Origin of the sequence: Paenibacillus lycopersici (assembly GCF_010119935.1) — a bacterium.
GTDB lineage: Bacteria > Bacillota > Bacilli > Paenibacillales > Paenibacillaceae > Paenibacillus_Z > Paenibacillus_Z lycopersici.
Genome location: NZ_CP048209.1, coordinates 5,885,228 through 5,899,669 on the forward strand (window position 1 = coordinate 5,885,228; position 14,442 = coordinate 5,899,669).

At 58.3% G+C, this 14,442-nt stretch carries 14 protein-coding genes; 3 read left to right on the forward strand and 11 right to left on the reverse strand.

Annotated features, from left to right (window positions below; translation table 11 throughout):
* Positions 1-12: 12 nt before the first annotated feature.
* Positions 13-309: a helix-turn-helix domain-containing protein gene (locus tag GXP70_RS25875; RefSeq protein WP_162359477.1), complete on the reverse strand. Its 297-nt coding sequence runs from the start codon at positions 307-309 to the stop codon at positions 13-15.
* A 190-nt stretch (positions 310-499) separates the two neighbouring features.
* Here GXP70_RS25875 and GXP70_RS25880 point away from each other — a divergent pair, with 190 nt between their 5' ends.
* Positions 500-898, forward strand: coding sequence for a hypothetical protein (locus tag GXP70_RS25880; RefSeq protein WP_162359478.1), 399 nt, complete (start codon positions 500-502; stop codon positions 896-898).
* A 229-nt stretch (positions 899-1,127) separates the two neighbouring features.
* Here GXP70_RS25880 and GXP70_RS25885 read toward each other — a convergent pair whose 3' ends face one another.
* From GXP70_RS25885 to GXP70_RS25915, 7 genes are all read right to left on the reverse strand, one after another.
* Positions 1,128-2,201 carry an ABC transporter substrate-binding protein gene (locus GXP70_RS25885; protein ID WP_162359479.1) on the reverse strand — a complete coding sequence of 358 codons (1,074 nt, stop codon included), beginning with the start codon at positions 2,199-2,201 and terminating at the stop codon, positions 1,128-1,130.
* Positions 2,198-3,028 (reverse strand): ABC transporter permease, encoded by an 831-nt coding sequence (locus GXP70_RS25890; RefSeq protein ID WP_162359480.1) that lies wholly within the window; start codon positions 3,026-3,028, stop codon positions 2,198-2,200. Before GXP70_RS25890 ends, GXP70_RS25885 begins: the two co-directional genes overlap by 4 nt.
* Positions 3,029-3,034: 6 nt before the next feature.
* Positions 3,035-3,877 carry an ABC transporter permease gene (locus tag GXP70_RS25895; protein ID WP_162359481.1) on the reverse strand — a complete coding sequence of 281 codons (843 nt, stop codon included), beginning with the start codon at positions 3,875-3,877 and terminating at the stop codon, positions 3,035-3,037.
* Positions 3,874-4,974, reverse strand: a complete 1,101-nt coding sequence (locus GXP70_RS25900; RefSeq protein ID WP_162359482.1) for an ABC transporter ATP-binding protein — start codon at positions 4,972-4,974, stop codon at positions 3,874-3,876. The genes GXP70_RS25895 and GXP70_RS25900 overlap by 4 nt, the downstream gene beginning before the upstream one ends.
* A 198-nt stretch (positions 4,975-5,172) precedes the next feature.
* A complete protein-coding gene (locus GXP70_RS25905; RefSeq protein ID WP_162359483.1) occupies positions 5,173-5,718 on the reverse strand; it encodes an AAA family ATPase in 546 nt (181 codons plus the stop codon).
* A 46-nt stretch (positions 5,719-5,764) separates the two neighbouring features.
* Positions 5,765-6,337 (reverse strand): hypothetical protein, encoded by a 573-nt coding sequence (locus tag GXP70_RS25910; protein ID WP_162359484.1) that lies wholly within the window; start codon positions 6,335-6,337, stop codon positions 5,765-5,767.
* Positions 6,334-6,843 carry a GNAT family N-acetyltransferase gene (locus GXP70_RS25915; protein WP_225442906.1) on the reverse strand — a complete coding sequence of 170 codons (510 nt, stop codon included), beginning with the start codon at positions 6,841-6,843 and terminating at the stop codon, positions 6,334-6,336. Before GXP70_RS25915 ends, GXP70_RS25910 begins: the two co-directional genes overlap by 4 nt.
* 211 nt (positions 6,844-7,054) lie before the next feature.
* Here GXP70_RS25915 and GXP70_RS25920 point away from each other — a divergent pair, with 211 nt between their 5' ends.
* Positions 7,055-7,543: a chromate efflux transcriptional regulator ChrS gene (locus GXP70_RS25920; protein WP_225442553.1), complete on the forward strand. Its 489-nt coding sequence runs from the start codon at positions 7,055-7,057 to the stop codon at positions 7,541-7,543.
* A gap of 292 nt (positions 7,544-7,835) precedes the next feature.
* Positions 7,836-8,384 carry a chromate transporter gene (locus GXP70_RS25925; protein ID WP_162359487.1) on the forward strand — a complete coding sequence of 183 codons (549 nt, stop codon included), beginning with the start codon at positions 7,836-7,838 and terminating at the stop codon, positions 8,382-8,384.
* Between the two features lie 1,468 nt (positions 8,385-9,852).
* Here GXP70_RS25925 and GXP70_RS25930 read toward each other — a convergent pair.
* From GXP70_RS25930 to GXP70_RS25940, 3 genes are all read right to left on the reverse strand, one after another.
* Positions 9,853-11,613, reverse strand: a complete 1,761-nt coding sequence (locus GXP70_RS25930) for an alpha-L-fucosidase (protein WP_162359488.1) — start codon at positions 11,611-11,613, stop codon at positions 9,853-9,855.
* Positions 11,614-11,901: 288 nt separating this feature from the next.
* Positions 11,902-13,494, reverse strand: coding sequence for an ABC transporter substrate-binding protein (locus tag GXP70_RS25935; protein WP_162359489.1), 1,593 nt, complete (start codon positions 13,492-13,494; stop codon positions 11,902-11,904).
* Between the two features lie 44 nt (positions 13,495-13,538).
* Positions 13,539-14,420 carry a carbohydrate ABC transporter permease gene (locus GXP70_RS25940; RefSeq protein WP_162359490.1) on the reverse strand — a complete coding sequence of 294 codons (882 nt, stop codon included), beginning with the start codon at positions 14,418-14,420 and terminating at the stop codon, positions 13,539-13,541.
* Between the last annotated feature and the right edge of the window lie 22 nt (positions 14,421-14,442).

Consider the following 14,442-nt stretch of genomic DNA (forward strand, 5'->3'; position numbering starts at 1 on the left):
CCGATGCGTTGGTCATGACTGAGCGCCGGAAATCGAATCCCGGTACTCCTGCGGCGACAGGTTCGTCTGGCGCTTGAAGAACCGCGTAAAAGAAGGCGTCGAATCGTAGCCGACCTTCGCCGCGATTTCGTGCACCTTCCACTTCGCCTCCGCGAGGAGCTCCTTCGCCTTGGCGATTTTGGCGTTGACGATGTAATCCGACAGGCCGATACCCGTCTTCTGCTTGTACAGCCGGGACAGGTAGACGGGATTCAAGTAGACGACGTCCGCGAGCCGCGGCAGCGACAAGTCCCCGTCCAGCTCGGCCATGATGCAGCGGTGAAGCTTGGCGACGAGCAGATCCGTCTCGGCTTGAGCTTCGCTGGCCCTCGCATCGAACAGCCGCCCGCTCGCCTGGCGCAGCTCCCCCCCACATCCCGCTCATCCCCGCGGAAGTCATGTCCGACCGGGACAAGACGACGATCTCTTCAAGCAAGTCCGAATACCCGCGCGCCTTCCATTGATTCAGCGCCTTCAGCAGCAGCGACGCGATGGCATAATACGTCTGCAGGAAGAGCGCCGGCTTCAGCTTCCCGGAGAGGCCGACGATTTCGTCCAGCGTTATTGCATAGTCATCCTGCCTGCAGCTCTCGAGCTGCGTCTCCAGCGTCAGCCGCAAATTGCCGATGCTGCGGAAACCGTCCGCCTCCTGCGCCGCCGGACTCTCGTCCGCTTGCGCCGCAACGTCGGCCTGCTCCATCACGATGACGTTCGCGTCCATGTGCGGCCCCGCGATCAGCAGCCGGCCCAGCCGTTCGGCCTGCTCGGGCAGCTTCTCCCACGCGACCGGGACGCTGGACACCGCGAAGGAAACGGAAACATGCAGCAGCTCGTTACAGGTGGATTGAATCTCGCTTAAATACTCTTTCGCGAACAGCAGCCATTGGCCGGGGTCCGCCTGGGCACGCGCATTGTCCAAAGGGAAGATTTTGCGCAGGGTCGAAGCTTGCTCCTAAGCCGGGTTACCCGTTGACGACAGAGCAAAAAAGGCTAACCAGAACAGACTGGTTAACCTGATAATACGGAAGGGATGTCCCGTTATCATCCTTGATGATGTACGGGACACCCCCTTCTAGATTGTCGATGCTCTATTTCCGGTGCATCTTGAATTCCAGGAACAGCTCGTTATAGTGCGCGAGCATCTTCTTGCCCAGGTTCTTGTACACTTCCAGCTTCGACGTCAGCTCGTCGGCCGGATAGAACCGCGTATCCCCCGAAATGTCCTCCGGCAAGTATTCGAGTGCCTTCGCGTTCGGCGTGGCGTAGCCGACGTATTCGGCGTTCTGCGCGGCATGCTTCGGATCGAGCATGAAGTTGATGAACTTGTGCGCGCCCTCGATGTTCTTCGCCGTCTTCGGAATGACCATGTTGTCGAACCACAGGTTCGAGCCTTCCTCCGGCACGACGTAATCGAGCTTGTCGTTGGCATCCATGATCTCCGAAGCGTCCCCGGACCAGACGACGCCGACGGCCGCTTCTTCGTTCGCCAGCAGCATTTTGATTTCGTCGCCGACGATCGCCTTCACGTTCGGCGTCAGCTCGTTCAGCTTCGCCTTCGCCGCCTGCAGATGCGCTTCGTTCGTGTCGTTGAGCGAATAGTGCAGGCTGTTCAAGCCGAATCCGATAACCTCGCGCGCGCCGTCGACGAGCAGAATTTGGTTGCGCAGGCTCGGGTCCCACAAGTCGTTCCAGCTCTTGAACGTACGGCCGCCCAGCATCTCCGAATTGTACACGATGCCGACCGTCCCCCAGAAATACGGAATGGAGTACCGGTTGTCCGGGTCGAACGAGAGGTTCATGAACCGCGGATCGATATACTTCAGGTTCGGCAGCTTCGACTTGTCGATCGGCAGCAGCAGGTTCTCTTCCTTCATCTTGTCGATCGCGTATTCGGACGGGACGCTGATATCGAACGTCGTGCCGCCCTGTTCGATCTTCGTCATCATCGCTTCATTCGAATCGAACGTTTGGTAAATGACCTTGATGCCGTTCTCCTTCTCGAATTCCGACACCAGGTCCGGGTCGATATAATCGCCCCAGTTATAGATCGTCAACGTGTTCGCGCCGGAGAAGCCTTCGGACGAATTCAGCGCGGACGCGCCGTACATCAGGGCAAAGCCCAGTATGACGACAAGGAGCAGCATTCTCACCAGCTGGTTCATTCGTTCGGCACCTTCCAATCCGCGGCGCGGCCTTTGCGTCCCGCGTTCGCCTGCTGACCGCGGCGGCTGATCATATAGTAGCCGACGACCAGTATCAGCGTGAACAAGAAGATCAGCGTCGACAGTGCATTGATCGACAAGGATACGCCTTGTCTAGCCCTCGAATAGATCTCGACGGATAATGTCGTGAAGCCGTTCCCCGTTACGAAGAACGTGACCGCGAAGTCGTCGAGCGAGTAGGTCAGCGCCATGAAGAAGCCCGCGAAAATGCCGGACTTGATGAACGGCAGCATGACCTTCGCCAGCACGTCCCATTCCGTCGCCCCGAGATCGCGCGCGGCGTCGAGCAGCGTCGGACTCATTTCCTTCAGCTTCGGCAGCACCATGATGACGACGATCGGCACGCTGAACGCGATATGCGAGATGAGCACCGAAGCGAAGCCGAGCTTGATGCCGAGCATCGTGAACAGGATGAGGAACGAAGCGCCGATGATGACGTCGGGGCTGACGATGAGCACGTTGTTGAGCGACAGCAGCGCGTTCTGGTTCTGCAGCTTGCGCAGCCGGTGAATCGCGATCGCCCCGATGACGCCGAGAATCGTCGAAATCGCCGACGAGAAGAGCGCGATGACGATCGTGTTCAGCAGGATGATCAGGAGCCGCGTATCCGCGAACACTTCCCGGTACCAATGCCAGGTGAAGCCGTCGAAGCCGTGCATCGTCTCGCCGCTGTTGAAGGAGTAATACGCCAGATAGAGGATCGGCGCATACAGAATGACGAACACGAGCCATAGATAGATGTTGGATGCTTTAAACCCCGTTCTCATGTCCGGTCACCTCCTTGTCCTGCCGCGCGAACTGCCGGTCAGCACCATGATGACGGCCATTGCGATAATAAGGAACACCGCGATCGTCGCCCCCATGCCCCAGTCCTGCGTGACGAGGAAGTGCTGCTCGATCGCCGTGCCGAGCGTAATGATGCGGCTGCCCGCGATCAGCCGCGTGATCATGAAGAGCGACAGCGCCGGGATGAAGACCGCCTGGCAGCCGGACTTCACGCCATTGATCGTGAGCGGGAAGATGACGCGGCGGAACGTCGTCCACGGCGAAGCGCCGAGATCGCGCGACGCGTCGATGAGCGACGGGTTCATTTCCTCCAGCGCGTTGAACACCGGCAGGATCATGAACGGAATGAAGATATAGACCGATACGAAAATAAAACTGAAATCCGTGAACAAGATCTGCTGCTGTCCGATGCCGATCGTCTTCAGGATGGCATTGGCCGCGCCGTACGTGCCGAACAGCCCGATGAACGCGTACGTCTTGAGCAGCAGGTTGATCCAGCTCGGGAGGATGATAAGCAGCAGCCACAGCTGCTTATGCTTCGTCTTCGTCAGCAGGTACGCCGCCGGATACCCGACCAGCAGCGAGAACGCCGTAATGAGGAAGGCGTACCAGAACGAGCTGAACGTCATCTTCATGTAGACGGGCGTGAAGAAATGCGCATAGTTCGAGAACGTGAAGGCGCCCTCCACGTCGAACAGCGAATCGTAGACGATCAGGACGATCGGCGCGAAGACGAACAGCACCATCCAGAGCAAGTACGGCACGAGATAGACGTTGCGCGACCGGGGCAGCGAGCGAAGCTGCGCCTGCGCTTCCGCGGCGGGCCTCATATGTACGCCTCCAGCCGCTTGTCGAACTCTTCTTCCGTCTCGTTAAGGCGCATGACGTGAATCGCTTCAGGGTCGAACGTCAGGCCGATCGCCTCGCCGACCTCCGCCTTGCGCGTGGAATGCACGAGCCAGCGGTTGCCCGCCTCGTCGGCGCATTGAATCTCGTAGTGCACGCCGCGGAACAGCTGCGTTTCGACGCGCACTTCCAGCTTGCCCTCCCCGGGCCGCGTGATCTCCAGGTCCTCGGGGCGGATCACGATATCGACCGGCTCGTTCGGCTGCAGCCCCTGGTCGACGCAGGTGAACGACTTGCCCGCGAACGCCACCAGGAAGTCCGCCGTCATCCGGCCGTCCACGATGTTGGATTCGCCGATGAAGTCGGCGACGAAGCGATTGATCGGCTCGTCGTAAATGTCCGTCGGCGTTCCGCTTTGCTGGATTTTGCCCTCGTTCAGGACGAAAATCTCATCCGACATCGCGAGCGCCTCCTCCTGGTCGTGCGTGACGAAAATAAACGTAATGCCGAGGCGGCGCTGCAGCTCGCGCAGCTCGACCTGCATTTCGGTCCGGAGCTTCAGGTCGAGCGCCGACAGCGGCTCGTCCAGCAGAATGATCTCCGGCCGGTTCACGATCGCCCGCGCGATGGCGACGCGCTGCCGCTGGCCGCCGGACATCTCGTTGATTTCCCGGTTCTCGTAGCCGGCCAGGTTGACGAAACGGAGCGCCTCCAGCACCTTCTCCTTGATCTCCGCCTGCTTCAGCTTCTTGATCCGCAGGCCGAACGCAATGTTCTCGAATACGTTCAAATGCGGGAACAGCGCGTAATCCTGGAACACCGTGTTCACCTGCCGCTTGTTGGCGGGCACGTGGTTGATCAGCTTGCCGTCGAAATAAATCTCGCCCTTCGTCGGCACCGTAAACCCCGCGATCAGGCGCAAAATCGTCGTTTTGCCGCAGCCGGACGGCCCGAGCAGCGTATAAAACTTGCCGCGCTCGATCTCGAAGCTGACATTCTTCAGCACGGCTGCATCGCCTTCGTACTGTTTCGTGACGCCCTGGAAGGATATAATCGTTCCCGGGCTCGCATGGCCGTTCATGAATCGGCAGCCTCCTTCATATTATGTTGAATTTCATATGTTGAATTTCATATGTTGAATTTCATCAAGATGTTGAATGCGGATGATTCCTGATGATGCCTGTATAACTTCATTGGATAGTATACCCAATTGCATGGCGCGCTCATAGGCCTTCTTGCGCATACGCACGGCCGGGAAATAATCAGATTATGCGATCCGTCAACGAAGGGACGAGCCCAGCGCGAATCGGCCGCTTGCGATAATGGCGTCAACCGTCTGCTCCAGGCTCAGCGCGCTGGTGTCGAGGATGCTCGCCTCGGACGGTCCGTCTGCCAGCAGCTCGTGCAGCACGATGCCGCAGCGTTCGCCCATGCGATGCTCCGGCTTCCGCTCCGCGTCCCTGCGGCGCAGCTCGTCCTCGTCCGCGACAAGCAGAATGAACTTCATCGCGGTCTCGTCCGCCAAGCCGCCGAGCGCTTCGATGAACAGCCCGATGTCTTCGCGGAACACGACGTAGTTGATGACGACATCGTGGCCGCTCTCGATGAACCCGTGCGCCAGCGCCGCGATGTTCCGCCACATGAGCCGAATATGGAACGGGCTTTCCCACGGCCTGCGAGCGCCGCCGATCACCATATGATACACGTCGTCGCCGTCGATCAGCGCGCTCATGCCGAGCCGCTCCGCAAGCGCCCGCGACGTCGTCGATTTCCCCGCGCCCGGCGGCCCCGAAATCAAATAAATCATCGGCTTCTTCTCGTTCATCCTCATCCCTCCGGCGTCGTTGCCGCGGTTCGGCAGCACTCCAGCGTTATGTGCCGGCCACGATCCGTCCGTCGGCATCGAGCCCGCGGATGACGAAGCTGCCGATCTCCTGCTCGTCGATCGCCTGCACCTCGATGCTATAGGTCTGCTTCAGGTCCAGCTCGACGTATACGGAGGCGTTCGCTTTCAGCTCCGCGGCATCCTTCGGCGCGTTCAGCTTGTCGTTGCTGATGACGACCTTCTTGACCGCGTCCTCGGTCGACTCGGCGGCGAATACGATATCCCGCTTCCCGTCATGGCTGTCCCCGTCAATCGAGAACCAGGCGTAGCGCACGTTCGGATGTCCTTCCAGCGCAGCCATTTCGACCGACGTGCCCGGCTTGTACAGGAAGCCCCATTTGCGGTGCACGATTTGCGCCTTGATCTGGCTGCCGTTCGACAGCAGGACGATGTTGTCGTCGCCGAACGGCTTCGCGAATACGTTCGATTGGCCGCTATAGACGCCCGCGCTGCGGATCGCCTGCTTCTCGGTTAACGCATAGCCCGTCTGATGAAAGACGAAGTAGACGACCGCCGCGACCAGCAGCAGCACCGCCAGCACCGTGTTTCTTCTTCTCATGCTTCGATCTCCCTTTCATAACGCAATTGAACGAAAGCGTCTCCGCGCATCACGACGCGCTCCTGCCCGTCCGGACGGAAGCCCAGCCGTTCGTAGAAGCGTCTCGCCCCCGCGTTCTTCTCCAGCACCCATAAGCCGGCCTCCGCGCAGCCCCGCTCCCGAAGACGATCAAGCCCGCAGGCCATGAGCCGCTTGCCTAGCCCGTGCCCCCAATACTCGCGCAGCAAGTACAAGGCGGTGATTTTGCCTTCTCCGCCCTGCGCTTCCGCCGGAAACCGCAAACTTATGTATCCCGCTGCCCGGTCATCGATGAGCAGCATCGCCGTATACTCCCGTAGATCCCGCAGCCGCTCGCGGCAGCCGGCTTGCCGGCTCTCCGCCGTCACCTTGTTCAAAAAATCATTCGGCAGCAGTCTGCGATAGGCATCATGATAGCTTCTCGCCTGCAGCTCGCCAAGCGCGAACCAATCGGCCGGCAGCGCCTGCCGGATCACAGCCGCTTTCATCACGTTTACGCAGCTCCTTCGGATGGGAATGATTTTTGTTAAGCGAAACTTGGCTTTGCATCTGACTCGAAAGTATTATACCAACCGCCCTACGATTTGAAAATGAGCGAATTCATTTCCATTTCCATACGAAATTGATTTCTTATTAATGGTTCCGTTATGCAACCATTTGTGTTACGATCATTTCAAAATGAAACAAGGGAGTGGGATCTTGTCTACGAAAACGCCGCACACGTTCACGCTGCCCGTCGTTGCGCTCGACGAAACGGACCGTAAGATCCTGACGTCGCTGCACGAGAACGCGCGGATTTCCTATACGGAGCTCGGCAAATTGGTCGGGCTGTCGCGCGTCGCGGTCCAGACGCGGATTGCCGCGCTCATGGACGAAGGCGTCATCGAGCGGTTCACGGCCGTCATCAACCCGGCGCGGATCGGCATCGAGATCTCGGCCTTCTTCAACGTCGAGGTCGAGCCGCAGTTTCTGGAGGAGGTGTCCGGCAAGCTGGCGGATGAGCCGGAAGTCACCAGCCTGTACCATATGAGCGGACCGAGCAAGCTGCATATGCACGGCATCTTCGAGACGATCCAGGGCATGGAGCGTTTCCTCGTCGAGAAGGTGTACGCGATGCCGGGCATCGTCAGCGTGGATAGCCAGTTGTTGTTGAAGCGGTATAAGAGCCGGATGGGCATGAAGCTGTAAAAGCTTGCTTTCAAAGGCATGTGACCTGCGGGCAGTATGGGGTTCCACTCGCTGTTGTATTTCGGATATCCTCGATTATATAAGAGACTAGATGTAGATATCCGAATACAAAGGCGACCGCTGAAGGTGATTGGTTTGCGTTTACCGACGGAGGTCGGGAAATGCAGCATTCACCTTGCGCTGTTCCACCTCCATACTGACCTCCGGTCACACTTTTTTGCAAGCTATTACTGAGGGAAGAAGAAAAGAAAAGAAAAAGAGAAAAGCACCTACCGAGAGGACGGAGAGTACCATGCTGACGGATTTGTGGAAATTATTTCTTTCTTTCGGCCGGGCGACGATGCTTGGCTATGGGGGCGGGCCTTCGATTATTCCGCTTTATGAGAACGAGGTCGTGAGCCGGATGTCTTGGATGACGACGGAGGACTTCGGTCATGCGCTGGCGTTCGGCAATTCGCTGCCCGGGCCGATCGCGACGAAGCTTGCGGCGTACATCGGCTTCAAGGTCGCCGGTTGGCCCGGGGCCATCGTGGCGCTGGCCGCCGTGGTGCTGCCGACCGCGCTGCTGATGATCGTGCTCGTCGGCGTCATGTCGAAGCTGCAGAACAATCCGTATATCAAGGGGATGATCCGCGGCATCCAGCCGGTCATCTTCGTCATGATGGCGATGCTGGCCTACGATTTCGCCAAATACGCGATGAAACCCGCGCCGGGCTTCATTACGTTCATTCCGTTCCTGCTGGCGGCCGGGTACTTCATCCTCGTGTATTATTTGAACCTGAGCGCGCTGTACGGCATTATCGGCTCGCTCGTCATCGGGGCGCTGTTCCTCCGGGGGTAGCGGCTGGCTGCCGCCTTCCATGCGTACGGATACGAAATACGAATGACTGAGTACGGATTACGGAATTACGATTACGGAATTACGATTTCGGATATGGATGACGGGAGTATGGATTACCGAATTCGATTTTCGCTATCCGGCACCGACATTCGGCCCTTCGACCGACAGCTCCCGGCTCCGCAACGAACGGAAAGACCAGCGCCCCGCTCGGATATCGAGCGTGGAACGCTGGTCTTTGTTCGTTATCGCCGCAAACGCCGGCATGAGACAGTCTGATTGCCATCATATACCGTTACACCTTGCGCAGGGAGCTGCGCGAGGTATCGCAAGCGTCTGACGGATACAGCTTCATGCCTGCGCCTAGTATACCTAGATTTTATCGAAATCCGGCGCCCATACGCCCAAGGCATCGTATAGAACTTGAGCGTATTGGTGCCCGCGTTCAGCGTCACGGTGACGGTAATCGTCCCGACGGTGCCGAAGCTGCCGGTCGGCGGGAGCTCAGCGTCACGGCCGTTCCCCGTTGGCGCTCAGCAGCGCGCTCCGCGCCGAGGCGTCGCCGTTCGAATAACTGATCGTGAGCGTCCGCGAAACCGCCGTTCGAGCCGTTCGACCTTCTGGATGAACGCTTACATTCCCCCGTGTGCATGTCAATATACTGCTGCGAAGCTTGCCAAATTCTAACGAACTGCACATGCTTTAAATTTTCAATACCGGCCCTTCTAACAGGACTCACGAACTCTATGCACCTTATTCCGGTTGAAAAGGCTCAGATGCAGAACTCAGCAGCCAATTAACGATGCTGGAATTCTTTACGTTCCAGAAACCAGGCAATTGGGGCGGATAGCGATCATACGGTTCTTTAGTGCTTTCGGAATGGTGTGTTCGCGATGATGTGTACGTGATGGCGCGTACGTGATGGCACTTTCGCGATGATGCGTTCGCGATAGTGTGTTCGTGATGGCGCGTGCGTGATGGCACTTTCGCGATGATGCGTTCGCGATAGTGTGTTCGTGATGGCGCGTGCGTGATGGCACTTTCGCGATGACGTGTTCGCGATAGTGTGTTCGTGATGGCGCGTACGTGATGGCACTTTCGCGATAGTGTGTACGTGTTGGCGCGTGCGTGATGGCACTTTCGCGATGACGCGTTCGCGATAGTGTGTTCGTGATGGCACGTACGTGACGGCACTTTCGCGATGATGCGTTCGCGATGATGTGTTCGCGTGATGGTATTTTCGCAATGGTGCGTGCGTAATGATACGTTCGCGATGATACGTGCGTGATGGCGCTATCGGGATGATGCGTGGCGTGTTCGGGATGGTGTGTCTGCGATGATGCGTTCGCGATGATATGTTCGCGATGGCGCGATCGGATGATGCGTGCGCGATGGCGTAGGCGGGCGCTGCCGAAGGATGCCGCCGAGCGGCGAATGCAGCGCGCCCGGCCAACGATCCTTGCAAGCTTCATTAGTGCGTCAGCAAATCCGCGCTAATCAGCTGAAACGTCCCCGTCCCGCCGTGATTGTTATGCGCGGTGAACCGCACGTGCGACGCCGCGGCCGGCGGGAACAGAATAACCTGCTTGCCGCGCTGGTTGCGCAGCTCGCCGGAAGCAGCCGTCTCCCACGTCTCGCCGTCCCGGCTGACATGGACGTCGTACGCCTTGATCCGCTCGCTGACCGGCGCCGCATACCCGCCCTCGCCGACCGCGCCCGACTCGGGCTGCACGAGGGAGATGCCCCGAAGCGAGGTCTCGCCGGCAAGCTTGAACGTCAGCGACTGCGGCCATTGATTCGCCATCGCGCTCTTGAAATACCGCCCGTAATGGCTGTCCAGCACATTGGACGCCGGCGCATACGGCATTTCCCATCGGGTGCTGACGGTTATTTGATGCCGCGGCACGATGCCGGTCTCCTCGGCCACGATCAGCTTCAGCACCATGTCGCCGTCCTGTTCGACCGCGTCCCAAGAAGGCGCGGTGACCGTCAGCCACCCGTCCTGCTGTACGAACGCGAGCGGCTCGCCGGTCTTCAAATCCTGCGCCAGCTCGACGGCATACCCTGCATCAGGCAGCGTAAGCCGCGCCCCGGCAGGCGGCGTAAGGATATGCACATAATGCGTACGTTCGCCGGGAACGACGGTCGTCACGCCGTAAGCGCCGTCCTGCCACCGGCCCGGAGGAAACCCGCCTTGATCGTAGCCCCCGCCGTACGTGCCGTAGATCGACTCGGAAGCCCAAGCCATGAACTGCCCGAAGTGAGCGGTGAAGCTGTCGATCAAATCCGGGAAGTCGCCGCCGATCTTAGGGCCGTAGCCCAGATGTGCGTTCCAGGAGGAGCCCGCGATCGTCGCGATCCGCTTGACGAATTCCTGGTCGCTGGCGACGTTGGCGTAGTTCAGCTCGTAGGCGCCCCAGTCCGGCTTGCCTGCGCCGAGATAGAACCAATCCCATTTCATCTTGAACGCGAACTCTTTGTCATGCGGTCCGGCCCATGTGCCGCTCGCGTAGTCGTAGTCCGGCGAGCATCTCTTCCCGAAATCCTCCAGCGCCATCGCGTCCTCGTCCGCCACCGGCCCGTCGCTGAAATCGTTGTTGATCAGGATCAGATCCTCGCGCCGCGCATGCAGCCGGGCGAACACGTCCTGCGCCTCCAGCTTGTCGTGATAGCCGTCGAACCAGAAGCCGGCGATTTCCGGATAGCGGTCGAGCAGCTCGAGCATCACATCCATGCTATAGGTCAGCCAGCCGTCGCGGGCGATGATATCGACCTGCTCGTCGCCTTTGTACGCGCAATAGGCTTCGCGGTCCAGCCATTGAATCCCGTGATGGAAGGCATGCTTCGAATCCCGGTTGACGTAGATGACGACCCGAATGCCTTCCGCTTCGGCCGCATCGATGATTTCCCGCAAATAGTCGCGCTTCGTGCACGGGCTGCCGGGCACGTCGGACGGCCAGATTTTCAGATAGCCCATGTCGCAGTGGAACGTGGCGAGCGTGATGTATTTGGCTTGAAGCCGAACAGCGGTGGAAACCCACCGCTGCGCGCTCCAGCCGGCATCCGCGGCCGCCTGCTCGAAGGCTTCGACCGTTTCAAAAGCATAAGGCGTATCGGGATCGAACGGGTCCCGATCGTAGTCGCCGGTGCGCATGCCCCAGTGAAGGAACAATCCGATGCGCGCATCGCGATACCAAGCTTGAAGCCGTGCTTCTCTGGCTGATGTATTCATCGTCGTTTCCTCCGCTTGCCGGCTTGCCCGCCCGGCCTTGCGGCCGGACAGGCTCGGCGTAGTTCTTAACTTGCTTTGTTAGGCTCTCTTACGTGCTCTCTTGCATGCTCTCTTGCTTGCTCTCTTACGTGCTCTCTTGCATGCTCTCTTGCTTGCTCTCTTACGTGCTCTCTTACGTGCTTTCTTGCTTGCTCTCTTACGTGCTCTCGCTTGCTCTCTTGCTTGCTCTTGCAGTTCTCTAACTTACTTGCTTACTTGCTTGCTCTTGCAGTTCTCTAACTTACTTGCCTACTTGCTTGTCTTCCAAGCGTCCACTTGCTTCTGCGCTTCGGCCACGATTTTGTCGATGCCGGCTTTTTGCAGGCGGTCAAGGAAATCGGGCAGCTTCTTGGCAGGATCGACAGCGCCCGTGCTCAGGCCCGGCATGTACTCGTCCAGTACGGACTGCACGTTGGCGATTTCCGCCGTCAGGCTGCTCGTATCGAATTTGAAGCCGACGATCTTCGTTGGCGTTGCGGAATCGTTCGTTTTCTTCTGCACGTCGAACGTGTCCGCCGCTTGGCCGTCTTGCAGGAAGCCGTTGAACGTATCGCCGAATACCCATGGATTGTTGTTGTTGTAGCCGCTGTCCGGAATCGCTTTGATCGTGTTGTCGCCGACCTTGGTATAGTGCTTGCCTTCGATGCCGTACGACAGCAGGTTGTACAGCTCCTTGTCGGTGTTGACCAGGTTCAGGAACATCATGGCGCGCTCAGGGTTCTTGGAGTTCGCGCTGATCGCATTGACCGTGGCGATACCGGGGTTGGAGCTGATCAGGAAGTTCGTCAGCGGCGCGAATACGACCGGCTTGCCGTTATAGCGATTGTTCGACATGGACACTTCGGAGCCCGGGTTGAGGCCGTTCGAGTACGTAATGTAGCCTTGGCCGGCTTTCGTCACGTCGTCCACCGATTTGTTCGTCGGCGCGTCCGCATTGATGTAGCCCTTCTGGTACCAGTCGCGAACGACTTCGGTGTAATGCTTGAATTCAGGGGACGCGTACACGTTGAACAGCTTGACCGCGTCGTCCGTGTTGTAGAAGCCGACCGGATTCTGGCTCGTGACCGGAATCGAATCGATGCCTTGGGAGTTGATCAGGTAACCGAACATGCCGTTGCGGTCCATGACGATCGGCGATTGCTTCGGCTCGGCCTTCTTGATCGTATCGAGCATCGGCGCGATGTCTTCGAATTTCTTGACGGTCGACAGGTCCAGCTTATATTTATCGATGATCTCCTGCGGGAAGACGAAGCCTTCGCGGCCGGTAACGCTTTGATAGTTCGGCACGCCGTAGATTTTGCCGCCTACCTTCACTTGCTCCCACATGAAGTCGGGCAGGGAGGCTTTGAGCTCGGCGCCGTATTTGTCCAGCAGGTCGTCGAGCGGCAGGAATACGCCTTTGTTGGCATTGCCGACGTAGTCGAACAGCCAGTTCGCCGTCCAGCTGATGTCGTAGGCTTCGCCGGAAGCCGCGATCGTGTTCATGCGTTGATTGTACTCGCCGCCGTCGATCGGTTTCAGCTTGACCGTCGCGTTGATTTTCTCTTGCGTGATTTTGTTGACGGCATCTTCGACCGAGCCCAGATCGGATTGCCCTGCAGGTCCTAGGTAATACCACGTCAGATCAACAGGATCCAGCTTCGCGGCGTCCGCAGATCCATCGGCCGCACTCGCGTTATTCGATGCATTCGCGGCGGCATTGCCTTTGTTCGCCGCGTTGTTCGCCGCGTTGCCCGCATTCGCGGCGCTGCCGGAATTCGAATTGTCCGAATTGCTTCCGCAAGCCGTCAGACCGAACATCAGACACGCAGCCAAAGCCGAGCCCCACAATTTTTTTCTCACTGACGATGTAACCATTTCCTGATCCCCCCAAATATTGGTTTGCCTTATTCCTTTATGGCTCCAACGGTTAATCCGCCTACGAAATAACGTTGGAAAAACGGGAACACAATCATCATCGGCCCTGCCGCCAGAATGGTCATCGCCATCCTCGAGGACAGGCTCGGCAGCTTGGATACGTCGATATTGAGCTGCTGCGCGATGGCCGTGGATTTCAAAAACTCGATCGCATTCATATTGCGGTACAGCAGCAGCTGCAGCGGCACCTTGTTCGGATCGTCAATGTAGAGCATGCCGTTGAACCAATCGTTCCAATAGCCGAACGAGAGCATCAGGCCGACCGTGACGAGCGCCGGCTTCGAGAGCGGCAGGATGATCTGGAAGAAGATCCGCATTTCGCTCGCTCCGTCGACTTTGACCGATTCGATGATTTCGCCGGGAATCTTGCCCAAGAACCCTTTCATGATCATGACGTAGAACGGGCTGATCAAGAGCGGGAGGATGAGCGCCCATACCGAGTTGCGCAGATGCAGATATCTTGTCATCAGGATGTACATCGGAACGATGCCCCCCTGAAACAGCATCGTGAAGAACACGTAGAACGTCAGCGGCTTCCGATACCGGAAATCTCGGCGCGAGATCGTATACGCCGTCATCGCCGTTAACAGCAATCCCGCCAGCGAACCGACGACCGTGATCAGGATCGTGATGCCATAAGCGTGAACGATGGCGTGCGAAGAGCGAAGCATGACCTGGTAACCGAGCGTGCTGAACTTCTCGGGCAACCATTTGTAGCCATGCTCGATAAGCGACTGTTCGTCGGACAGTGAAATCGAGATGACGAGAAGGAACGGAATGATCATCGCGATCGAAATGACGCAGAGGATCAGGTTCACGAGTGCTCGTCCGCTAGTGAGCGTTTGCTTCATGACGTTGACTTCCTTTCATGCC

Excerpts from the sequence above, each read along its gene's own strand:
- GXP70_RS25925 (WP_162359487.1), top strand. The coding sequence starts at position 7,836 with ATGCTGACGGATTTGTGGAAATTATTTCTTTCTTTCGGCCGGGCGACG.
- GXP70_RS25900 (WP_162359482.1), bottom strand. The coding sequence starts at position 4,974 with ATGAACGGCCATGCGAGCCCGGGAACGATTATATCCTTCCAGGGCGTC.
- GXP70_RS25930 (WP_162359488.1), bottom strand. The coding sequence starts at position 11,613 with ATGAATACATCAGCCAGAGAAGCACGGCTTCAAGCTTGGTATCGCGAT.
- GXP70_RS25875 (WP_162359477.1), bottom strand. The coding sequence starts at position 309 with ATGGCCGAGCTGGACGGGGACTTGTCGCTGCCGCGGCTCGCGGACGTC.
- GXP70_RS25890 (WP_162359480.1), bottom strand. The coding sequence starts at position 3,028 with ATGAGAACGGGGTTTAAAGCATCCAACATCTATCTATGGCTCGTGTTC.
- GXP70_RS25915 (WP_225442906.1), bottom strand. The coding sequence starts at position 6,843 with ATGAAAGCGGCTGTGATCCGGCAGGCGCTGCCGGCCGATTGGTTCGCG.
- GXP70_RS25940 (WP_162359490.1), bottom strand. The coding sequence starts at position 14,420 with ATGAAGCAAACGCTCACTAGCGGACGAGCACTCGTGAACCTGATCCTC.
- GXP70_RS25910 (WP_162359484.1), bottom strand. The coding sequence starts at position 6,337 with ATGAGAAGAAGAAACACGGTGCTGGCGGTGCTGCTGCTGGTCGCGGCG.
- GXP70_RS25885 (WP_162359479.1), bottom strand. The coding sequence starts at position 2,201 with ATGAACCAGCTGGTGAGAATGCTGCTCCTTGTCGTCATACTGGGCTTT.
- GXP70_RS25895 (WP_162359481.1), bottom strand. The coding sequence starts at position 3,877 with ATGAGGCCCGCCGCGGAAGCGCAGGCGCAGCTTCGCTCGCTGCCCCGG.
- GXP70_RS25905 (WP_162359483.1), bottom strand. The coding sequence starts at position 5,718 with ATGAACGAGAAGAAGCCGATGATTTATTTGATTTCGGGGCCGCCGGGC.